This is a genomic window from Paenimyroides aestuarii (genome assembly GCF_024628805.1).
Lineage (GTDB): Bacteria > Bacteroidota > Bacteroidia > Flavobacteriales > Flavobacteriaceae > Flavobacterium > Flavobacterium aestuarii_A.
The window spans coordinates 360,714-381,937 of sequence record NZ_CP102382.1; the positions used below are offsets into that span (position 1 = coordinate 360,714).

Consider the following 21,224-nt stretch of genomic DNA (forward strand, 5'->3'; position numbering starts at 1 on the left):
TTCACAGCTTGTAGCTGAATTATTGATGATTTCGTCGATTGCATCGATACAATGGATTACTGATGCGGTGGGAAAACACCAAGCTACAGCCTGGCGTTTTGCTTTTTACCGCAAACTATTAAATGTGCAACAGCAGTAAAGTTTTTTATAATAATACAGCCTCAATACGTGTGTAAAGAGGCTGTTGGTTTAAAAGCACGGATTGCAAATCCGCGCCATCGGGATTTTAATTATAAATACGGTTTACAAGCGTTTTAAATTTCATCAACACTTCTGATACATCTAACCTTGATACATTTCCTCACCGCTATCCAAACTTTGTAAGCCACATTTGGGGTGTGTTGTTTTAACAACTTTTCCTAGTGAATCAGTCCATACTCGTAAATAGAACTCAGATCTTCCTCCCCCAAATTTTTTTATTGTGTAACTGCTATTAGGCTTAAAAACATATTTATTACCTTCATAAATACGTCCTCCTTGTCTGATTATATATCCAGAAGGAATATTGGATAAATCTAGCTCATTTGGTATTCTTACACTTATTTCCCCACTCCAATAAATCAGTAAACCTGCTTCAACAGCAAAATTATTACTTTTTATGGAATCATTTTTTATGGTTAAATTATCTATGGGATTACTATTACAGTTCAAAATAACTTGTTTCTGAATATCGAAACTCAATTCGTGATCTTGTCGTTTGCATCCTAACAGAAATAAACCCACAAATCCAATATAAATATATTTAATCATCTTCCGTTAATTTAGGTCGTTCTTCTCTATATTTTTTCCACCAGGTATCTATTCTCTTTATTTTATCATCTTCAGTATTTTTAGAATTTTCGAGTAATTTCTTCAACTTGTTTTCTCCGTAATACTTATTAACAAATTCATTAAAATCTTCAAATGTTCTTTCTCCAACATTTGCTTGTCTTTCTTTTCTAGAAAAAGGTCCATCGTGCCAATCAGCACCAAATATGAAATTTAAAAAATACTCCCCCATTGATTCATTAATATGATTAAAATTACCATCTTTTAAATGTTCAATATGACCAGCTTCATGAGCATTTCTAGTTAAAAAAGCAATTGTATACCTAGGATCCACTGCTTTACTTCCCTCTCTTGGAATTTGTTGTCGTACACCATACCAGACGACACATTTGCGTTTTAATTTTTACCACAAACTCATTACTGTCCCATTAAAATTTGGAATTGTTCTTAGAAATATTTGAAATTTAGTTAATTGCATCGGTTTTACTAGCGAACGGACTTGAATTTATAGTTTTGGATTTAGATAATCCAATAGCATATGTTTCAAGATAAATACGTTTTTGCTCAACTTGTTTCGTTTTTCAATCGAAGTAAATTTAATCGTATTGTTGCCAAATATAATGGAGACAAATACGTAAAACATTTCACTTGCTGGAATCAGTTACTTGCTTTGATGTTTGGGCAATTGTCGAATCGCGAAAGTTTGAGAGATTTAATAAACGCTCTTGATGCTCATCACTCAAAATGTTATCATTTAGGAATGGGTAAAAACGTTTCAAGATCTTCTTTGGCAAGAGCTAATCAAGATAGAGACTACCGCATTTTCGAAGAGTATGCCTATTATTTGGTAAGCCAAGCCAGAGCGAAACGTATTTCTGAAATCTTCAAACTCGGAGGGAATGTTTATGCTTTTGATTCAACCACGATTGACTTATGTCTTTCTGTATTCTGGTGGCAAAGTTCCGAAAGAAAAAAGGAGGGATAAAAGTGCATACATTATACGATGTGGAAACACAGATTCCAACATTTTTCCATATCACCACAGCTTCTGAACATGACTCTAAAGCAATGAACGAAATACCGTATGAATCAGAATCGTATTACGTCTTTGACCGCGCTTATAACAACTTCAAGATGTTGTATAAAATTCATCAGATCGGAGCCTTCTTCGTTATCAGAACAAAGAAGAATCTTCAATATAAGTCTATTAAATGGAAGCGTAGATTGCCTAAAAACATACTTTCAGATGCAACAATTGAATTGACAGGATTTTATCCCAAACAATACTATCCTAAACACTTACGATTGGTCAAATATTGGGATGAGCAACAAAATCGAGAATTTGTTTTCTTAACCAATGCTATGCAAATTTCTGCGCTTCAAGTTGCAGAACTTTATAGAAATCGCTGGCAAGTCGAGCTCTTTTTTAAATGGTTAAAACAACATCTTAGAATTAAAAAGTTTTGGGGAACTACTGAAAATGCAGTTCGCATACAACTCTATGTCGCAATATGTACTTATTGTTTGGTTGCAATCGTCCAAAAAGATATGCAACTTGATAGAACCACATATGAAATTTTGCAAATACTGAGTATATCATTAACCGACAAAACAAAACTTAGAGACCCTTTTTGATAAAACTAAATTTCAAAATGACAATGAACGAAATAGGCTTAATGAGCCAAGTTTGTTTAATTTTTAATACGTCACAATTTTAATGGGACACTAGTGCCACAAACTATTAAACATACAACAACAGTAAAGTGTTTTAAATAATACAGCCTCAATACGTTTGTAAAGAGACTGTTGGTTTTTATAGGCACGGATTGCAAATCCGCGCCATCGGTTTTTTTATTGCTATACCACCACACGAAAGATTCGTGCGGTAGTGGGGGTTATTACTCACATTTTAATTTTGGCGGTTTGTAATATCCAAAAGGAATATTTGTCTTTACTTTTTTGTAAATATTAATATTATTTTTACAAATATAATAATGACATCCTCCTTTGTATCTATTATCAAAAACAACCATTCTTGTGTCTTCGTAATTTGTGGGTAATAATCCTAACTGAACTTTAATATCAATAGAATCTAAAATACCATATTCTTCCATTACGCTTAGTATTTCTTTGTTAAGTGGGGTTGTATTATCTTTCCATAAAAATAAATTACCTTTTTCTATCCTATACCTATTAGGAAAATAACTAATAGGAACATCTCCTAAATTATCTTCAATCCCTAAAGATATATATCCTTGGCTCTCGGGAAAAATAGAGAAGATATATTTATCTATATGTTCACCATTATAAACCCAAAAAACATTGAATATTTTTCCTTTATTCTTTTTAAGATAATAATTTGGAGTTTTATAAGTAGATGAAAATTCTATTATAGCATTTACCTTTGCTTTTTCAATAGTTCCATTCCCTCTATATAATTCTTTTTTATAAGAAGAACAACTGTATAAAACTATACCTAATATCAATATTTTAATATGGTTTCTCATAACCTCCTGCAATAATAAAAAATGGTAAATTTGGATGTCTATTTCTTAAAGGTATATCAGCATCATCTGAAGGGGTATGATTATGATAGGGATGTGTATGGAAATGAGCTTTTAAAAAATCTCCGTAAAGACTAAACCAATTTCGTGGCATATTTGACGAATGTCTTGTGTTACCTTCATATCTGTATGTTTTTATTTTTGTTACAGTACTACTATTTTTTTCACCTAATCTAATACCAGCAATTTCCTTACCTATATAATCAGAAAATTCAGAAATAAATTTATTAAACTCTTTTAAAGTTGGTTGTCCTTCTCCATTAACAGCAAATAAACCATCTCTGCTTTCTAAATTTAATCCGTCTTTCAATATACCTTTTGCAATATTATCAACAGCAACTTTCTCTTGTCCTTTTTTAGATTTAGGAACTAAAAACCCTTCTCCATATTTCACAATATTTCCTTTGTTGTCTGTTTTTAAAATTCTATCAAAATCATCATCAGTTTCCCGAACGAGAGTAATATCTCCTTCACTATTCATCTTATAATCGTGCTCAATCCCGTCCTTACTCATCCCCGTAGGGTCGGTAAACATAATAGGGTTGTTTCCGGTGTATAAATACGGTTCCATCGTTTGTTCCGCCAGCGGATCCACACTTACAAATATACTAATTCTTGGGTCATAATAACGTGCGCCGTAATAATACATTTGGGTGGCGTCGTCTAATTCTTTTCCGTTGAACTTGAATTTGTTGTCGTAGCCCACACCAGACGGGTGGTTGGCACTCTGGTTATGCTCTACAATCATCTCCCCAAACGGTAACGTTTCGTAGTAATGACTCGGGCGTCCAAAGTTGTCTGTTAGGTAGGTACTGCTTCCTAAATGGTCGGTATGGTACCACCAAATTGGTTTGCGTAATTCTTCATCATAATCTTCTCCAGGATCCTCGGTGTTTCCGCCGCCATCAACCCAATCGTCGTCTTCATCCTCTGGTGTGATAGGTTCATCAATTGGATCTGATGGTAAAGGTACACATTTATAGGTTTCTTCCACATAATTTAACACCTCGCAAGCATTACTTAAATCAGGTAGCAGATGGGTGTCTATATAAATCATTGCCAATACAGGGCAGAGGTCAATTTCCCCGATGATAGGTTGTTCCTCGCAACCGCATTGTTCAAAAACTATATTACAATTTGAAGGCCATTCCCCATCGCCATGTATAAAACGTTCCCAACAGCCATAACTATCAATTATATCGTTTCTTTCTATGCATACATTGATACACTGATACCATTCAAAAAATGCCGATCCTTCCCCATTTTGAATCTGCACAGCCAACTGCGCTACCAAAATATTCAAGTCGGTTAAACAGTCTGCCTGCTGCTGTTGCCCGGGTGTTAATGTAGGATCTGTTGGATCTAAAGGAACATTGCCCGGATTGTTTTCATCAATCGGTGTACACACATATTGGTTTACCGCAATTAATGCTTCACAGCTTGTAGCCGAATTATTAATGATTTCGTCGATTGCATCGATACAATGGGTTACTGATGCGGTGGGAAAACGCCAAGCTACAGCCTGGCGTTTTGCTTTTTTACCACAAACTATTTAATGTACAACAACAGTAAAGTGTTTTAAATAATACAGCCTCAATACGTTTGTAAAGAGACTGTTGGTTTTTATAGGCACGGATTGCAAATCCGCGCCATCGGTTTTTTTATTGCTATACCACCACACGAAAGATTCGTGCGGTAGTGGGGGTTATTACTCACATTTTAATTTTGGCGGTTTGTAATATCCAAAAGGAATATTTGTCTTTACTTTTTTGTAAATATTAATATTATTTTTACAAATATAATAATGACATCCTCCTTTGTATCTATTATCAAAAACAACCATTCTTGTGTCTTCGTAATTTGTGGGTAATAATCCTAACTGAACTTTAATATCAATAGAATCTAAAATACCATATTCTTCCATTACGCTTAGTATTTCTTTGTTAAGTGGGGTTGTATTATCTTTCCATAAAAATAAATTACCTTTTTCTATCCTATACCTATTAGGAAAATAACTAATAGGAACATCTCCTAAATTATCTTCAATCCCTAAAGATATATATCCTTGGCTCTCGGGAAAAATAGAGAAGATATATTTATCTATATCGTGTTCACCATTATAAACCCAAAAAACATTGAATATTTTTCCTTTATTCTTTTTAAGATAATAATTTGGAGTTTTATAAGTAGATGAAAATTCTATTATAGCATTTACCTTTGCTTTTTCAATAGTTCCATTCCCTCTATATAATTCTTTTTTATAAGAAGAACAACTGTATAAAACTATACCTAATATCAATATTTTAATATGGTTTCTCATAACCTCCTGCAATAATAAAAAATGGTAAATTTGGATGTCTATTTCTTAAAGGTATATCAGCATCATCTGAAGGGGTATGATTATGATAGGGATGTGTATGGAAATGAGCTTTTAAAAAATCTCCGTAAAGACTAAACCAATTTCGTGGCATATTTGACGAATGTCTTGTGTTACCTTCATATCTGTATGTTTTTATTTTTGTTACAGTACTACTATTTTTTTCACCTAATCTAATACCAGCAATTTCCTTACCTATATAATCAGAAAATTCAGAAATAAATTTATTAAACTCTTTTAAAGTTGGTTGTCCTTCTCCATTAACAGCAAATAAACCATCTCTGCTTTCTAAATTTAATCCGTCTTTCAATATACCTTTTGCAATATTATCAACAGCAACTTTCTCTTGTCCTTTTTTAGATTTAGGAACTAAAAACCCTTCTCCATATTTCACAATATTTCCTTTGTTGTCTGTTTTTAAAATTCTATCAAAATCATCATCAGTTTCCCGAACGAGAGTAATATCTCCTTCACTATTCATCTTATAATCGTGCTCAATCCCGTCCTTACTCATCCCCGTAGGGTCGGTAAACATAATAGGGTTGTTTCCGGTGTATAAATACGGTTCCATCGTTTGTTCCGCCAGTGGGTCCACACTTACAAATATACTAATTCTTGGGTCATAATAACGTGCGCCGTAATAATACATTTGGGTGGCGTCGTCTAATTCTTTTCCGTTGAATTTAAATTTGTTATCGTACCCCACACCAGACGGGTGATTTGCGCTTTGGTTATGCTCTACAATCATCTCCCCAAACGGTAATGTTTCGTAATAATGACTCGGGTTTTATTGCTTATTGCACGGGCAAGATGCCCGCGCCAGCGTGGGGCTGTTGTTGTTATTAAATATGGTTTGTAAGCGTTGTAAATTTTATCAACACTTCTGATACACTACCCACCTAAAGTTCTCCTTTTTCAAAAATTTTCACGCCATATATCCTTTTAATATCTATTAATTTATAATCTAAATCATCAATTAAACTATCCTTTTTGTTATTATATATTCTCTTCCCATTTGGTTTTATTTCTTTCAAATAACCATATTTAAAGAGTATAGAATCTATATTTTTATAAACTTTTATATTTTTATCTTTTAGTAATATTTCTTTCGGATATAATCCTATGATATAATCAACTGAATCTTCTTTAGGATTAAAAATTACATTTATTATTTGATTTTTGATAACAATATAGTTTGAATCAGGAACAAAGGGAGAGATGTATTTCCCTGGAATTAGATAACTATGATGATTATTTCTTTTCCAAATTGTAAACACCTTAGTTTTATCATTATTAAAAACAAAATATCTGTTATAATCTAATTTATAGTAAATTATAAATACAATAACAATAACCATAACAATAATAATCTTTCTCATAATTTCATCCATCTTTCTTTTGTTGATATTATTATTTTTTGGGCTTCAATAGCTCTTCCTCTTCGTGCGTTAAGCATTGGACGAACAGAAGCTCCGTAATTGAATCCTGCCCTTTGAGCTTGTGTGCTTTGCGGTCCCTCATTATTTCCTGATTTAAATTGCTCTAAGCGATCAAAACCCCATCTTGCTTGTTCCCAAGTCAATCCATTTATAGCTGAGATGTATCCTGCTGAATAATTGCCCGCATCACGAGCAGTTGCGTAAACTTTTGGGCCTTCAGCTTTTGTATTCCATAAGGAGCCTCTGTGATGGAAATCTCGATCATTATTCTCGGCGTCATTATCTCTTTTAAAATCAAATTTTTTACCATCTGTAGCGTTAAACATGTAACTCCCTATAAAAGTTGTTTCTGCTTTTTGAATAAAATTTGATGCTAATTTACCTGACTCTTTGGATTTAGTATCAATAGTACCTACCCAGCCTATTTTTTTACCTTCTTCTGCATCCCAAGAATCGGCATTATAAAAAGAATACATTGTTAGTGATTCACCTATCTTTTCACCAGTTCTTTTCCCATTACTATCCACAACATATATCCCTTTATCATTATCATTAAGATTACCCCCAACAACTTTATAAGTTCCATCGTCATTTTTAGTAACATCTGTACTTTCTCCTTTCATCCCTGTAGGGTCAATAAACATAATTGGGTTGTTGGTTACATACTGATAAGGTGTCATTGTCTCCTCCGCCAACGGATCTACAGATACAAATATACTAATTCTTGGGTTGCCTCAACTTTGTTCAGCATAAACTTCATAACGTGCGCCGTAATAATACATTTTGGGTTTAAAACGCAAAATAAAAAAAACTCTCACAATATTGCGAGAGTTTTTGGAGTATTTTAATGATGTCCACCATCTTTTTCGCCATCTCTTAACGGCACTGTTTGTGGAACAAAATCTTCTTCATAGCCTGGTTTTGAATAATCATAAGGCCAACGGTGCACTTCTGGAATGGCTCCTGGCCAGTTTCCGTGCATGTGTTCTACTGGTGTGGTCCACTCTAATGTGGTAGCTCTCCACGGGTTTCTTGGTGCTTTTTTACCATAGAAAATACTATAGAAGAAGTTGAACAAGAATACCAATTGGAAGGCTGCTCCTACTAATGCAAACATGGTGATTAAAATGTTTACATCTACCATATCATCAAACATTGGGAACGCAGAGTTGGTATAGTAACGGCGCGGTAAACCTGCCATACCTATAAAGTGCATTGGGAAGAAAACGCCGTATGCACAAACTACTGTTACCCAGAAATGAATATAACCTAGGTTTTTATTCATCATGCGGCCATACATTTTAGGGAACCAATGATAAATACCTGCAAACATTCCGTAAAGAGCTGAAATACCCATTACTAAGTGGAAGTGTGCAATTACGAAATAGGTATCGTGTACGTTGATATCTAAGGTTGAATCTCCTAAGATAATACCCGTTAAACCTCCGGTGATGAATGTTGATACAAAACCAATACAGAACAACATAGAAGGGTTCATTTGTAAGTTACCTTTCCATAGTGTAGTGATATAGTTAAACGCTTTTACTGCAGATGGAATTGCAATTAGTAAGGTGGTAAAGGTAAATACCGACCCTAAGAATGGATTCATACCTGAAACGAACATGTGGTGACCCCAAACAATTGTTGATAAAAATGCAATTGCAAGGATAGATGTAATCATGGCGCGGTAACCAAAGATTGGCTTACGAGCATTTGCAGAGATTACTTCTGATGTAATTCCCATTGCTGGTAAAATTACGATATATACTTCTGGGTGTCCTAAGAACCAGAATAAGTGTTCAAATAATACGGGCGATCCACCTTGATAGTGTAATACTTCACCTGCTAAATAGATATCAGACAAGAAGAATGATGTACCAAAGCTTCTATCCATAATCAACAATAATGCTGCAGATAATAACACTGGGAATGATACGATACCAATAATAGCTGTTACCCACAAAGCCCAGATTGTTAATGGCAAGCGCGTCATAGACATTCCTTTTGTACGCAAGTTTAAAACGGTTACCACATAGTTTAATGATCCCATTAATGATTGTGCAATAAACAAAGCCATTGATACCAACCAAAGTGTCATACCTGTTCCTGAACCTGGAATAGCTTCTGGAACGGCTGATAAAGGTGGATAGATTGTCCAACCTGCTGATGCCGGTCCTGATTCTATAAACAACGAAGCAATCATTACGATACACGCAATGAAAAAGATCCAGTACGACAACATGTTCATGAAACCTGATGCCATATCGCGAGCACCAATCTGTAAGGGTATTAATAAGTTAGAGAACGTACCTGATAAACCTGCTGTTAATACAAAGAATACCATGATGGTTCCGTGAATGGTAACTAATGCTAGATAAATATCGTTTCGCATTACACCTCCCGGAGCAAAATCGTCTCCTAACAACCAAGAGAATACTTTGAATGATTCTTCTGGCCAAGCGATTTGAATACGGAATAATAATGACATGGCAATACCAATGATTCCCATTACAATACCTGTTACCAAGAATTGCTTAGCAATCATTTTGTGGTCTTGACTAAAGATATACTTTGTTACGAAAGTTTCTTTATGGTGGTGATCATCGTGTGAATGATCGTGTGTTAATTCGTGTCCTACTACTGCTGACATACTAATAGTTTTATATTGGTAAACAAATTATTTAATTACTTGAGCAACTACTGCAGTAGTATCTACTACAATTTGCGGTTCTTCGGCTTGCTCAGTTGTTGGTGCTGGTTGTGCTTCCACTTTTGGTGCAGCTGCTGCAGCTTTTTCTTCAGCAACTTGTTTTCCTAATGTAGGTTGTTGGCTTAACCATTTTCTAAAATCATTTTCAGATTCTACCACAACTTTTGCTTGCATGTTGTAGTGTGAACGTCCACATATTTTGTTACACAACAAGATATAATCAAACACATAAGGCTCTAAACCTGGCTCGCCTTTTTCAACAAGCTTTTTGCTGTGTTTGTTGCGTGCTTCATTGATTTTATTAACACGATCTACAATTTCTTCACGATCTCTCATGTCTGCTGTTGTAACCGTTGGTGTCATTGCAAATTGGGTAACCATTCCTGGAACACAGTTCATCTGTGCACGGAAATGTGGAAAGTATGCAGAGTGCAACACGTCTTGTGAACGCATTTTCAAAACTACTTTTTTACCCACTGGCAAGTGCAATTCTTTTGCCAATATATCGTCTTGTGCGTTTGGATCTGCCATATCAACACCTACTGCGTTGATACCTTCAATAAATCGAACGTTTGCTTTTCCTAACACATTATCGTTTCCTGAATAGCGAATATCCCAACCAAATTGTTTTGCATATACTTCTACATACAACACTTCTTCTTCTTCATCGTAGTGCATAATGTTGTTCCAAGCATATAATCCGTATAGAATCAATCCAGCTAAAACGATTACTGGAATAATTGTCCAGATGAATTCTAATTTATCGTTATCTGCAAAAAAGGTTGCTTTTCTATCTTTGTTTCCACGGTATTTGAATGCGAAATAGTGCAATAAAAACTGCGTTACTATTTGAACAAAGAAGATTACTGCTAATGAAATCCACATTAGTTGATCTACGTCTTTTCCGTGTTCTGAAGCAGAATTGGCTAATAATGGCATGTATCCCCATTTTACACAGCTATAAATTGTGAAGATGTAAATGAATGCCAAAAAACCAAACATTAAATATCCGTTGATATTGTTGTCTTTGTCAGTAGCAACTTGCGACTTGTATTCTTCGCCAACAAATTGTTTGCTTTGGGTTAAGTCGAAAATCTTAGTTAATTGCCAAACTGCAATTCCTAATAAAGCTACAATAACTAATATTAATAAACTCGTCATTTGTTTATTACTTTAAATATTAATAATGAAAATGTTTACTTTCTTCTACCATTGGATTATTCTTCACTAATAATGGTGCTTTTGCAATTGCTGAGAATCCAACAAAGATAAACAATCCACCAAAGAATAAAACAGATCCAATTTCGGCAGCACCAATAAACCATGATGCACCTACTGTTCCTGGCATAATCATATTAAAGAAGTCTAAATAGTGACCTACAATGATACAAATTCCTGCCATCACGATGATCCAAGATAATCGTTTGAAATCTGTGTTGATCAACAACAATATCGGCAATAAGAAGTTTAATGCGAGCATTGCAAAGAACGGCAAGTTGTATTCTTCAATTCTGAATATGAAATACGTTACCTCTTCTGGAATGTTTGCATACCACATTAACATAAACTGAGAGAACCATAAGTATGTCCAGAAGATTGATAAACCGAACATGAACTTAGCCAAATCGTGAATATGTGATGTGTTTACGTATTCTAATAATCCTTTATTTTTTAGGTATAATGTTGACAATGCAATGATAGTGATACCTGTTACGAAGAACGATGCAAATACATACCATCCAAACAATGTAGAGTACCAGTGCGTATCGATTGACATGATCCAGTCCCAAGACATGATTGATTCTGTGATGATGAAGAATACTAAGTATCCTGCTGCCAATTTAAAGTTCTTTTTATAATAAGTTAAATCGCCTGATTCGTCTAATGCTAATGAATTTCTGCGTGATAACATTCTGAAGATATTCCAACCAGCTAAGAAAATAACGGCGCGGATTAAAAAGAATGGTATATTCAAGAAACCTGTTTTTCCTTGTATGATTGGATCAGCTGCTACTGTAGCCTCATCCATCCATATAAATAGGTGGTTCATGTGAGTAGCACTTGCCAATAGCAATAAGAAAAACAATACAGAACCTGGTAATAAATAAGCCGATAAACCTTCCATTACACGGAACAATACTGGTGACCAACCTGCAGAGGCTGCATATTGAATCTGGTTAAAGGTAAAAATACCCAATGCTATTAACATAAAGAAGATACATCCTACATAAACCGCAGCCCAAGGCTTGTTTTGTAATTGGTGCAATACGTGTTCTAAATGTTTTGTGTGTTCTGCGTGTGCGTCATGTGCATCTGCTTTTGCTGCGTGTGCATCGTGTGTTGGTGCTACTTCAGCGTGTGCCGCTTCTGTTGCAGTAGAATCGGTAGCGTGTGTGGTGCTATCGGTTGTTGCAGCAGTTGCGGTTGTTTCATGCGCATCATGGCTTGCAGTTGTTGCATGTGCTGTGTGTGTGTCATGTGACGGTGCTGCATGTGCATCGTGCGAACCATGACCTCCGTGATGTTGCTCGCTTAAAATTTTCTCAACCTCCCCGATTGTTTTTGGCGTTGTAAGAAATCCGTAAACGATTCCAACAATACCCAAAGCCATTAGAATGATAGAAAAGGTTTTTAATTTGCCTGAAAATGTGTACATATCTAAACTTTCAAATAAGTTTTACAATTATAATTCCGATTTCAATTTTAACACATAAGCACTAACCAACCATCTTTCGTGTTGTGTTAATTGGTTTTTATGTGATCCCATTGAGTTTAATCCGTAAGTTACTACGTGGTAAACACCACCTTCTGTTAACTCACGCTCAGCATAACTTGGTACTCCCAGGAATTTTTCTCTTTTAACTAAATTACCTTTTCCGTCTCCTGCATCACCGTGGCATATTGCACAATAAATTGTGAATAACTGTTTTGCTTTTTGCATATCGCCTTCGCTGATCGAGTCTAAAGGTGATTTCAAGTTGGCTTTTGCCAAAGCTAAACCTTCGGGTGTGTTTGCATACTCTTCAGGTGTAAATCCACGAGGAATTGATCCTTCTGCTGGTACTTGCCCTTCTTTTCCGTTTTTAAATGCGTTTGATTCAGAATACGTTTCGTATGCTACAGACTCGTACATATTAGGAAATAACTGATAATTTGGTTTTTCCTTATTAAAACAAGATGTAGCTAATGTTGAAACTGCTGCCAACGCAACTATTTTATATAAATTCTTCATTTTTACTACTAATGTTTATCGATTACTTTAACTTCTACTGCACCAGTATTTTTAAAGAATTCAACAGCTTCTTCTTCGCTACCGTGTAGAGCAACTTCCATTAAGAAATGGTCGTCTGTTGTTCTTACGTCTGGGTTTTCTGCTTTTTTAAATGGCCATAATCTACTTCTAAGGAAGAAGGTAATTACCATTAAATGGGCTGCGAAGAAAACTGTTAATTCAAACATAATAGGCACAAATGAAGGCATATTTTGAATATAACTAAAACTAGGTTTTCCACCAATATCTTGCGGCCAATCTTGTATCATGATATAATTCATCATGTAGGTTGCGAAAGATAAACCACATAAACCATAGATAAATGCACAGATAGCTAAGCGGGTAGGTTTTAATCCCATGGCTTTATCTAAACCGTGTACAGGAAAAGGTGTGTAAACCTCTTCGATATGATGATGTGCAGCTCTGGTTGTTTTAACTGCATCCATTAAAACATCATCATCATTGTATAATACGTGTAAAACTTTTGTACTCATAATTTATTAATGATTATGTGAATGGTGTCCGTTCTCTCTATCTCTTTTGTGATTGTCTCCAGACGATTTTAAAATGGTTTTAACCTCTGCCTGTGCAATTACAGGGAAACTTCTAGAATATAATAAGAATAATACAAAGAAGAATCCTATGGTTCCGATATAAATACCTGCATCTACAAATGTTGGTTGGAACATTGTCCAAGAAGATGGAAGGTAATCACGGTGTAACGATGTTACGATGATCACAAAACGCTCAAACCACATACCAATATTTACTACAATCGATATAATGAACGACCCCATGATTGATGTACGAATTTTCTTGAACCACATTACTTGCGGTGAAATTACGTTGCACGTCATCATTAACCAATACGACCACCAGTAAGGACCAGTTGCACGGTTTAAGAAGGCATATTGTTCATACTCAACTCCTGAATACCATGCCACCCACAACTCTGTGATATATGCAATACCAACAACCGAACCTGTAATCATTACAATAATGTTCATTAATTCGATATGTTGAATGGTAATATATTCTTCTAAGCTCACCACTTTTCGCATAATGATTAACAAGGTATTAACCATGGCAAATCCAGAGAAAATTGCACCCGCAACGAAATACGGTGGTAAAATGGTGGTGTGCCAACCTGGGATAACCGACGTAGCAAAGTCAAAAGATACAATGGTGTGTACCGAAAGTACCAATGGTGTTGCTAAACCTGCTAATACTAATGAAACTTCTTCAAAACGTTGCCAGTCTTTTGCACGACCAGACCATCCGAATGATAAAGTTGAATAAATTCTTTTTGCAAATGGTGTTACGGCTCTATCGCGTAACATAGCGAAGTCTGGCAATAAACCTGTCCACCAGAAAACCAATGATACAGATAAATAAGTAGAAATCGCAAATACGTCCCATAATAGCGGCGAGTTAAAGTTTACCCATAACGAACCGAATTGGTTGGGCATTGGCAATACCCAGTATGCCAACCATGGACGCCCCATGTGGATAATTGGGAATAAACCTGCTTGAACAACCGAGAAAATCGTCATTGCTTCTGCAGAACGGTTAATCGCCATTCTCCATTTTTGACGGAATAATAATAATACAGCCGAGATCAACGTACCGGCGTGACCAATACCTACCCACCATACAAAGTTGGTGATATCCCAAGCCCATCCTACGGTTTTATTTAATCCCCATGTACCAATACCTGTACTAATTGTATAAACCATACAACCAGCTCCCCAAAGGAATGCTATTAAAGCAATTGTGAAAACAGTCCACCATTGTTTATTGGCACGCCCCTCAACAGGTCTAGCAACATCTACCGTTACATCGTGATAAGTTTTATCACCAATAACTAAAGGTTTTCTAATGGGTGCTTCGTAATGTGACGACATAATCCTTTATTATAATGTTTCTAATTAATACTAACTTATACGTTTCTAACTTTTACGTGGTAGAACACATTTGGTTTGGTTCCGATATGCTCTAACAAATGATATCTTCTTTCATCTTCATATAATTGGGCAACTTCAGACTCTTTATTGTTTAAATCACCAAATTTCATCGATCCAGAAGTACAAGCCGCCGAACAAGCCACTTCAAATTCTCCAGCTTCTACAGCACGTCCTTCGCGTTTTGCTTTTAAGATGGTTGCTTGTGTCATTTGAATACACATTGAACATTTTTCCATTACCCCACGTGAACGCACATTTACATCTGGGTTTAACACCATACGTCCTAAATCATCGTTCATGTGATAATCGAACGCATTGTTTTGGTTGTATAAGAACCAGTTGAAACGACGTACTTTGTACGGACAGTTGTTTGCACAGTAACGCGTACCCACACAACGGTTGTATGCCATATGGTTTTGTCCTTGACGACCGTGTGATGTTGCCGCTACCGGACAAACTGTTTCACAAGGTGCATGGTTACAGTGCTGACACATTACTGGTTGAAAAACTACCTGCGGATTATCTGCTGGGTGTTCTAATCCACCAAATGTTTCAATACTATTCATTAAACCATGTGCACTGTTTTTTGTATCAACATCTTGTGCAAATGTATCTTCAGAAGAATAATATCTATCAATACGCAACCAGTGCATATCGCGAGAACGTCTTACTTCTGATTTTCCAACAACTGGCACATTGTTTTCCGCATGACATGCAATAACACATGCGCCACATCCTGTACAAGAGTTCAAATCGATTGATAAATTGAAATGATGCCCAACAGAACGGTCAAAAGATTCCCAAATATCAACAGTTGATGCTTCAACCGATTGGTGGTCTAAAGATACATGTGGTTTCACATTCCACTCTTTTACATCTTTTGTATTAAAGATTTCTAAGGTAGTGTCTTTAACAATATCACCACGTCCCATCAACGTTCTTTGTAACTGCACACAAGCAAATTCATGATCGCCTGTAGCCTTTTCAATAGAAACAATTTGTGTATTATTAAAATCTTTGTATAGTTTGTAAGCGTTAACACCTACTTGCATTTCTTCTTTTAAAGCAGATTTACGTCCGTAACCAAACGCTAAACCTACAGTTCCTTTTGCCTGACCTGGTTGGATAAATGCTGGAACGTTTTCTAAAACAGCATCGCCTACTTTTAAAGTAACATAAGAGCCGTTTAATCCTCCGTTTGCAACATTATAATTTTCTATTCCCCAAGCTTCTGCATCGGCTTTTGATACGGTTAAATAGTTATCCCAAGACACGCGTGTGATTGGATCCGGGAACTCTTGCAACCATGGATTGTTTGCTTGCTGTCCGTCTCCCATTCCTGTTTTAGAATACAATACCAATTCCACACCAGCAGTCTTCTTAGTAGCAGCCAAAGCAGATGCAGCCCCACCAAAATCAGCAGATGCGCTTACCGAACCTGTAACTTCAGTTGCAGAAAAACCATCGTGAACAATTTGATTCCACGTTTTTCCGTTGGTTAAACTTGCGCTTGATGCTTTTAAATAATCATAGTATGATTCTGTTTTGCCTAACCAAGATAATAAACCTTCTTGGAATTGTTTGGTATTAAATAGCGGACGAATGGTTGGTTGAGTAATGGAATAATGACCTTTACGCATTTGAACATCGCCCCATGATTCTAAATAATGTGGTGCAGCAGCAGCTATTGTTGTTAACGATGCGGTTTCGTCTTCACGCAATGTGAACGATGCAGAAAGTTTTACTTTTTTCAAACCTTCAGCAAAGGCAGCACCATTGAATAATGAATAAACAGGGTTTACGCCACTCATAATTAAAGTGTGTACCGCACCTGCATTCATATCTTGTACTAACTGTGCTACTTCTTTATTGTTACCACCGCGGATGTATTTAGGTTGCGCTGGGTTAAATGCTGCTGAATTCAATGCTTGGTTGATTGCAAACACTAATAATTGTGCGTTTACATCATCTAAACCTGAAACCAATACACCAGCACTACCTGCGGCTTTTAATTGTTGAGCTGCTTTTGTAACTTCTGCATCGGCAGCAGTATTTGCAACTGAAACAGCGTTACCAGTAACAATGTTGTATATTTTAACTAAAGCTAATTTTTGTTCTGCAACTGTTAACGGAATTCGTTTGTCTGCATTTGCACCCGCCAAAGACATATTTGCTTCGATCTGGATGTGTTTAGACATTTTTCCGTTTTTAGGAACGCGGCCTTTTGCATATTCGCTATCGTATCCGCCACCTTGCCAATCTCCTAAGAAATCTGCGCCAACAGAAACAATTACATCTGCTTTTCCAAAATTGTAATCAGCCAATGCACGTTCGCCATAAGCTTGTTGGTATGCATCTAAAGCAGCGTCAGATCCTACCGCATCATGCACAATATGCTTTGCTGTTGGATAAGCAGCTTTAAATTCTGCGATTAATTTATCGGTAGAAGGCGAAGCCATTGTATTTGTTAACAAAACAATCTGACCTGTTGCACTTGCTAAGCTTGCTTTTATTTTTTGATCAACCTCTGACCATGAAGCTTCTTTATCTTCAATTTTGGGTTGCTTTAAGCGTAAACTATCATATAAAGACAATACAGAAGCATGTACACGTGCGTTTGCACCTGTTAATGCGTTCTCCATAAAGTTGTTCTCTACCTTAATAGGACGACCTTCACGTGTTTTAATCAACACGTTAACGAAATCAAAACCATCAGCCACTGTAGTTGCATAGTAATCTGCAATTCCAGGAATAATTTCTTCTGGTTGGAATACATAAGGAATCGACTTTTTCACTGGTCCTTCACAAGCTGCTAAAGAAGCTGCAGCTGTAGAAAACCCAACATATTTCAAAAAGTCTCTACGAGATGTTGATGAAGAAGACAATGTATTTTTGTCACCAAGAAAATCCTCTGTTGGAATTTCTTCAACAAACTCATTGTTTCTTAGCGTCTCAACAATAGAACTGTTCTCGTTAAGCTCCTCAACACTTTTCCAGTATTTTTTGTTTGATGCCATTGTATATATATTAGCTTCTTAAATTATTATTAATAGTGACATTTACCACACTCTAAACCACCTAACTGTGCTGCTGTTAATTTCTCAACACCATATTTCTTAGATAATTCTTCGTGAATCTTAGCGTAGTATTCGTTGTCTTTTACGTTTACTTCTGTTTCACGGTGACAATTCACACACCATCCCATTGTTAAAGGTGAATGTTGCTTCATAATCTCCATTGTTTCAACCGGCCCGTGACAAGTTTGACATTCTAAACCTGCAACAGAAACGTGTTGTGAGTGGTTAAAGTACACAAAGTCAGGTAAATTGTGAATACGAACCCATTTTACTGGTTTTTCTTTACCTGTGTATGATTGCGTTGCAGGATCCCATCCTACTGCATCGTATATTTTCTTGATTTCTGCGGTATAGAATTCTTTGCTGTAATCAACATAAGTAGAATCAGGACTACCTGTAAACTCAGAAATATTCTTGTGACAGTTCATACAAACGTTCATTGAAGGAATTCCAGAGTGTTTACTAGACCTTGCAGATGAGTGACAATATTTACAATCGATACCGTTTTCACCAGCATGTATTTTGTGCGAGAAGTGAATTGGCTGAATTGGCTCATAGTTTTGATCAACTCCAATTTGCATCATATAACCAAATGCAAAATACGCACCTGCTAACATCAACACAATTACAGAAGTGATTACTAAGAACTGATTTTTAACGAATGCTTTCCAAATTGGCAACGATTTTGTTTCGTTTGCAGTCAGCAAGTTGTTTTTATCAGCAACCTTGTTCAACACTCGTCTTACCAAGATAAGCATTACTACCAACATTGCAAGCACAACAACCAACGCCCCTAAAACAATCATTTCAGAAACACCACCTCCGCTAGCTGCTGCACCACTTTCTGGTGTTTTTGCAACGGTTGGTTCTGGTTTTGGCTCTGATGTATAAGCAAGGATATTATCGATATCTTCATCAGATAAATTCGGAAACGAGTTCATTGGAACTTTATTCCATTCGTTAAATAATTTAACAGCATCAGCATCACCAGATTTGATTAAACCTGAACTGTTTTTAATCCATTTATGCAACCAATCTGAAGATCGACGCTCCGCCACACCTCTTAAGGCAGGTCCGGTAGAATTAGCATCAAGCTTATGACAAGCTGCACAATTTGCATTAAATAACTCTTTACCTTTTGCTGCATCTTGCGCAAAAGACCCTGTAGAAAATGTTAACACAAATGTTAAACACAAGAAAAGAATCCTTGAAAACGAAGTATGGCTACCCACTTTTTTCATAGTTAAAAAAATGATTATCAACTAATTTTGGTATGTATTTTTCTATGTTTTACACACAGAACACACGATACCCTATTTATAAACTCCGACAAAAATACAACATAAGACGCAGTAAATAAAGCCTAATAAATACCAAAACTTAATTTATAATAATTCTAAATAAAAACTTAAAGCATGGTTTAGCGATAATTTTTTAATTTTGTTCAAAAATTTACTCATTATGAAGAATTTAAGAACTTATAAGGTTTTTATTATATTTATTTTAACATTTCTGTTTCATCAAAAATCGGTTGCACAAATTAATGTAATTGAAAACAGTGAACAAAAAACCATTGATTTACTTTTGGAGCGAAAAATGAGTCAAAACAATCAGTTTTCGTTGTACACCAATTATTCTGTACAATTAAAAAATGGTTTAAAAGAAGAAGCAGAGGCTGTTTATAAGGAATTCACCACCGAATATCCGCAAATTGATGCTACTATTATTTTTGCCAATCCAAAGTTTAAAGTGGTTGTTGGTAATTTTAAAAATAAAATTGAAGCAGAAAACCTATTAAAGAAAATCAATTACAAATATCCCGATGCATTTGTAGTAAAATTAAAGCATTAAAAAAACAGCACTTTTTGGGTGCTGTTTTTTTTATACATCAAACGATTTCATCAATTCTCAGAGAAAACCGTTTTGGGCGCTTTTTGGGTGCTTACATCCATCACCGGAACCAATCCTTCTGAAGGCATGTAAATAATTTGCGGTAAATCGCCTTTATCTGCCAGTTTTTCTAATGTTCTAATAAACAAATACTGGTTGTAGGTGCTGTTGAGCGTGCCGTTTTCCAACTTCATTGCTTCTGCCATTCCTTTTGCGCGTTCAATTTCGGCTTGTGCATTCAGTTTTTCGGCTTCTAAACGGGCTTTGGCTTCTTCGATTAAAATTTTTCGGTTTTGTTCTGCTTTTGCCATTTCGGCTTTTCCAGCCATTTCTTGTTGCCATACATTATACACCGGCAACCCAACCATTAAAGCCAAAATTAAAATTCCTATTCCAAGAATAATTGCAACTAATGTTTTTGTACTTTTCATAAATTATCTAATGCTCCTTTTATTGTGAAACCTAAAGATACAACATAATTTCTAAAATCGCTCGGTTTTGTAAAATCGCCCGCACCAAAAGCAAATTGATAGCCGGCATTTCCGGTAACATAAAGCGAAGTGTGGCTCTTTGTTTCGATATTTGCAATCTTCACAGCAAAATCAATATGGGGAGTGAGCAAAAAATAAGCATCACGGTTCAATCGAACAGGTGTTTTAATAACAGTTGTCACACCTGTATCTTCATTGTAATACTCTTCTATTTTCAATTGATTTTTATCGCGCAAGGTGCTGAACGAAAGCCCAGGTGCGATACCCATTCCTATTTGAAATTGGTCTTCATTAACCACATCATATTGCAACGGCACGTTAATTCCCAAATAATGTACCAATGAATTATCGGTTTCATAGCCAAAACCATGTGTAAATTTATCGTTTGTATAGATATAGTTGTTTCCAACAGAGAAAACATCGGTAAGATAATATCTTAAACCAACTTCGGCACCTAAACGGTAGTTGTTAAAAACAGGTAAAACAGTTGCTTTGGCAGTAAACGCCAAATCGTTTTGTTGCGATTGCGCAAACGTTATGTGTCCGAATAAAAAGGCTGCTAAAAGTAGTAAATGTTTCATAATGCTAGATTTTTCTTTTGCCAATACAAAAAGCAAGCCAAAAAATAAAACCGCTCGGTTTATTGAGCGGTTTTGTATAAAATAATCTGTGC

At 35.8% G+C, this 21,224-nt stretch carries 21 protein-coding genes; 3 read left to right on the forward strand and 18 right to left on the reverse strand.

The window, feature by feature from the left end; all coding sequences use genetic code 11:
• Positions 1 to 282: 282 nt before the first annotated feature.
• Together NPX36_RS01675 and NPX36_RS01680 are read right to left on the reverse strand one after the other, a co-directional pair.
• The gene (locus tag NPX36_RS01675; RefSeq protein ID WP_257499707.1) at positions 283 to 750 is read right to left on the reverse strand and encodes a hypothetical protein; all 468 of its coding nucleotides are present in this window, start codon (positions 748 to 750) and stop codon (positions 283 to 285) included.
• Positions 743 to 1,102, reverse strand: a complete 360-nt coding sequence (locus NPX36_RS01680; protein ID WP_257499708.1) for a hypothetical protein — start codon at positions 1,100 to 1,102, stop codon at positions 743 to 745. The genes NPX36_RS01675 and NPX36_RS01680 overlap by 8 nt, the downstream gene beginning before the upstream one ends.
• A 204-nt stretch (positions 1,103 to 1,306) precedes the next feature.
• Between NPX36_RS01680 and NPX36_RS01685 the strand changes: the two genes are divergently transcribed.
• Positions 1,307 to 1,753, forward strand: coding sequence for a DUF4372 domain-containing protein (locus tag NPX36_RS01685; RefSeq protein ID WP_257499709.1), 447 nt, complete (start codon positions 1,307 to 1,309; stop codon positions 1,751 to 1,753).
• A gap of 20 nt (positions 1,754 to 1,773) precedes the next feature.
• Positions 1,774 to 2,403 (forward strand): IS4 family transposase, encoded by a 630-nt coding sequence (locus tag NPX36_RS01690; RefSeq protein WP_257499710.1) that lies wholly within the window; start codon positions 1,774 to 1,776, stop codon positions 2,401 to 2,403.
• Between the two features lie 263 nt (positions 2,404 to 2,666).
• On the opposite strand, the gene NPX36_RS01695 is transcribed toward NPX36_RS01690, so the two are convergent.
• The 14 genes from NPX36_RS01695 to NPX36_RS01760 all read right to left on the reverse strand — a co-directional run bounded on the left by NPX36_RS01695 (position 2,667) and on the right by NPX36_RS01760 (position 19,411).
• Positions 2,667 to 3,254 (reverse strand): hypothetical protein, encoded by a 588-nt coding sequence (locus NPX36_RS01695; RefSeq protein ID WP_257499711.1) that lies wholly within the window; start codon positions 3,252 to 3,254, stop codon positions 2,667 to 2,669.
• Between the two features lie 4 nt (positions 3,255 to 3,258).
• The gene (locus NPX36_RS01700) at positions 3,259 to 4,740 is read right to left on the reverse strand and encodes an RHS repeat domain-containing protein (RefSeq protein WP_257499712.1); all 1,482 of its coding nucleotides are present in this window, start codon (positions 4,738 to 4,740) and stop codon (positions 3,259 to 3,261) included.
• 300 nt (positions 4,741 to 5,040) lie between these two features.
• On the reverse strand, positions 5,041 to 5,631 hold the full coding sequence (locus NPX36_RS01705; RefSeq protein WP_257499713.1) for a hypothetical protein: 591 nt from the start codon (positions 5,629 to 5,631) through the stop codon (positions 5,041 to 5,043).
• A gap of 4 nt (positions 5,632 to 5,635) precedes the next feature.
• Positions 5,636 to 6,457: an RHS repeat-associated core domain-containing protein gene (locus NPX36_RS01710; protein WP_257499714.1), complete on the reverse strand. Its 822-nt coding sequence runs from the start codon at positions 6,455 to 6,457 to the stop codon at positions 5,636 to 5,638.
• Between the two features lie 151 nt (positions 6,458 to 6,608).
• Entirely contained in the window at positions 6,609 to 7,100 is a 492-nt protein-coding gene (locus tag NPX36_RS01715; protein ID WP_257499715.1) for a hypothetical protein, read from the reverse strand.
• Positions 7,085 to 7,828, reverse strand: a complete 744-nt coding sequence (locus NPX36_RS01720) for a hypothetical protein (protein WP_450091406.1) — start codon at positions 7,826 to 7,828, stop codon at positions 7,085 to 7,087. The genes NPX36_RS01715 and NPX36_RS01720 overlap by 16 nt, the downstream gene beginning before the upstream one ends.
• Before the next feature lie 164 nt (positions 7,829 to 7,992).
• Positions 7,993 to 9,798 carry a cytochrome c oxidase subunit I gene (locus tag NPX36_RS01725; protein WP_257499716.1) on the reverse strand — a complete coding sequence of 602 codons (1,806 nt, stop codon included), beginning with the start codon at positions 9,796 to 9,798 and terminating at the stop codon, positions 7,993 to 7,995.
• A 27-nt stretch (positions 9,799 to 9,825) separates the two neighbouring features.
• The gene (locus tag NPX36_RS01730; protein ID WP_257499717.1) at positions 9,826 to 11,019 is read right to left on the reverse strand and encodes a cytochrome c oxidase subunit II; all 1,194 of its coding nucleotides are present in this window, start codon (positions 11,017 to 11,019) and stop codon (positions 9,826 to 9,828) included.
• Positions 11,020 to 11,038: 19 nt separating this feature from the next.
• Positions 11,039 to 12,514: a quinol:cytochrome C oxidoreductase gene (locus NPX36_RS01735; RefSeq protein WP_257499718.1), complete on the reverse strand. Its 1,476-nt coding sequence runs from the start codon at positions 12,512 to 12,514 to the stop codon at positions 11,039 to 11,041.
• Between the two features lie 27 nt (positions 12,515 to 12,541).
• On the reverse strand, positions 12,542 to 13,090 hold the full coding sequence (locus NPX36_RS01740) for a c-type cytochrome (RefSeq protein WP_257499719.1): 549 nt from the start codon (positions 13,088 to 13,090) through the stop codon (positions 12,542 to 12,544).
• An 8-nt stretch (positions 13,091 to 13,098) separates the two neighbouring features.
• Entirely contained in the window at positions 13,099 to 13,623 is a 525-nt protein-coding gene (locus NPX36_RS01745) for a DUF3341 domain-containing protein (RefSeq protein ID WP_257499720.1), read from the reverse strand.
• 6 nt (positions 13,624 to 13,629) lie between these two features.
• Positions 13,630 to 15,033, reverse strand: a complete 1,404-nt coding sequence (gene nrfD, locus NPX36_RS01750) for an NrfD/PsrC family molybdoenzyme membrane anchor subunit (protein WP_257499721.1) — start codon at positions 15,031 to 15,033, stop codon at positions 13,630 to 13,632.
• 35 nt (positions 15,034 to 15,068) lie between these two features.
• On the reverse strand, positions 15,069 to 18,110 hold the full coding sequence (locus tag NPX36_RS01755; protein ID WP_257499722.1) for a TAT-variant-translocated molybdopterin oxidoreductase: 3,042 nt from the start codon (positions 18,108 to 18,110) through the stop codon (positions 15,069 to 15,071).
• Positions 18,111 to 18,139: 29 nt separating this feature from the next.
• Positions 18,140 to 19,411: a c-type cytochrome gene (locus tag NPX36_RS01760; RefSeq protein ID WP_257499723.1), complete on the reverse strand. Its 1,272-nt coding sequence runs from the start codon at positions 19,409 to 19,411 to the stop codon at positions 18,140 to 18,142.
• A 220-nt stretch (positions 19,412 to 19,631) separates the two neighbouring features.
• On the opposite strand from NPX36_RS01760, the gene NPX36_RS01765 reads away from it, so the two are divergent.
• Complete coding sequence (locus NPX36_RS01765) at positions 19,632 to 20,021, forward strand: SPOR domain-containing protein (RefSeq protein ID WP_257499724.1); 390 nt, start codon at positions 19,632 to 19,634, stop codon at positions 20,019 to 20,021.
• A 50-nt stretch (positions 20,022 to 20,071) separates the two neighbouring features.
• On the opposite strand, the gene NPX36_RS01770 is transcribed toward NPX36_RS01765, so the two are convergent.
• Both NPX36_RS01770 and NPX36_RS01775 read right to left on the reverse strand, forming a co-directional pair.
• Positions 20,072 to 20,491, reverse strand: coding sequence for a flotillin family protein (locus NPX36_RS01770; protein ID WP_257499725.1), 420 nt, complete (start codon positions 20,489 to 20,491; stop codon positions 20,072 to 20,074).
• A complete protein-coding gene (locus tag NPX36_RS01775; protein ID WP_257499726.1) occupies positions 20,488 to 21,132 on the reverse strand; it encodes a hypothetical protein in 645 nt (214 codons plus the stop codon). The genes NPX36_RS01770 and NPX36_RS01775 overlap by 4 nt, the downstream gene beginning before the upstream one ends.
• Positions 21,133 to 21,224: the final 92 nt, after the last annotated feature.

What these genes read in the sequence shown, in the direction of transcription:
- NPX36_RS01675 (WP_257499707.1), bottom strand. Translation starts at nt 750, where the DNA reads ATGATTAAATATATTTATATTGGATTTGTGGGTTTATTTCTGTTAGGA.
- NPX36_RS01685 (WP_257499709.1), top strand. Translation starts at nt 1,307, where the DNA reads ATGTTTCAAGATAAATACGTTTTTGCTCAACTTGTTTCGTTTTTCAAT.
- NPX36_RS01710 (WP_257499714.1), bottom strand. Translation starts at nt 6,457, where the DNA reads ATGATTGTAGAGCATAACCAAAGCGCAAATCACCCGTCTGGTGTGGGG.
- NPX36_RS01715 (WP_257499715.1), bottom strand. Translation starts at nt 7,100, where the DNA reads ATGGATGAAATTATGAGAAAGATTATTATTGTTATGGTTATTGTTATT.
- NPX36_RS01720 (WP_450091406.1), bottom strand. Translation starts at nt 7,828, where the DNA reads ATGACACCTTATCAGTATGTAACCAACAACCCAATTATGTTTATTGAC.
- NPX36_RS01725 (WP_257499716.1), bottom strand. Translation starts at nt 9,798, where the DNA reads ATGTCAGCAGTAGTAGGACACGAATTAACACACGATCATTCACACGAT.
- NPX36_RS01730 (WP_257499717.1), bottom strand. Translation starts at nt 11,019, where the DNA reads ATGACGAGTTTATTAATATTAGTTATTGTAGCTTTATTAGGAATTGCA.
- NPX36_RS01735 (WP_257499718.1), bottom strand. Translation starts at nt 12,514, where the DNA reads ATGTACACATTTTCAGGCAAATTAAAAACCTTTTCTATCATTCTAATG.
- NPX36_RS01740 (WP_257499719.1), bottom strand. Translation starts at nt 13,090, where the DNA reads ATGAAGAATTTATATAAAATAGTTGCGTTGGCAGCAGTTTCAACATTA.
- NPX36_RS01745 (WP_257499720.1), bottom strand. Translation starts at nt 13,623, where the DNA reads ATGAGTACAAAAGTTTTACACGTATTATACAATGATGATGATGTTTTA.
- nrfD (WP_257499721.1), bottom strand. Translation starts at nt 15,033, where the DNA reads ATGTCGTCACATTACGAAGCACCCATTAGAAAACCTTTAGTTATTGGT.
- NPX36_RS01755 (WP_257499722.1), bottom strand. Translation starts at nt 18,110, where the DNA reads ATGGCATCAAACAAAAAATACTGGAAAAGTGTTGAGGAGCTTAACGAG.
- NPX36_RS01760 (WP_257499723.1), bottom strand. Translation starts at nt 19,411, where the DNA reads ATGAAAAAAGTGGGTAGCCATACTTCGTTTTCAAGGATTCTTTTCTTG.
- NPX36_RS01765 (WP_257499724.1), top strand. Translation starts at nt 19,632, where the DNA reads ATGAAGAATTTAAGAACTTATAAGGTTTTTATTATATTTATTTTAACA.
- NPX36_RS01770 (WP_257499725.1), bottom strand. Translation starts at nt 20,491, where the DNA reads ATGAAAAGTACAAAAACATTAGTTGCAATTATTCTTGGAATAGGAATT.
- NPX36_RS01775 (WP_257499726.1), bottom strand. Translation starts at nt 21,132, where the DNA reads ATGAAACATTTACTACTTTTAGCAGCCTTTTTATTCGGACACATAACG.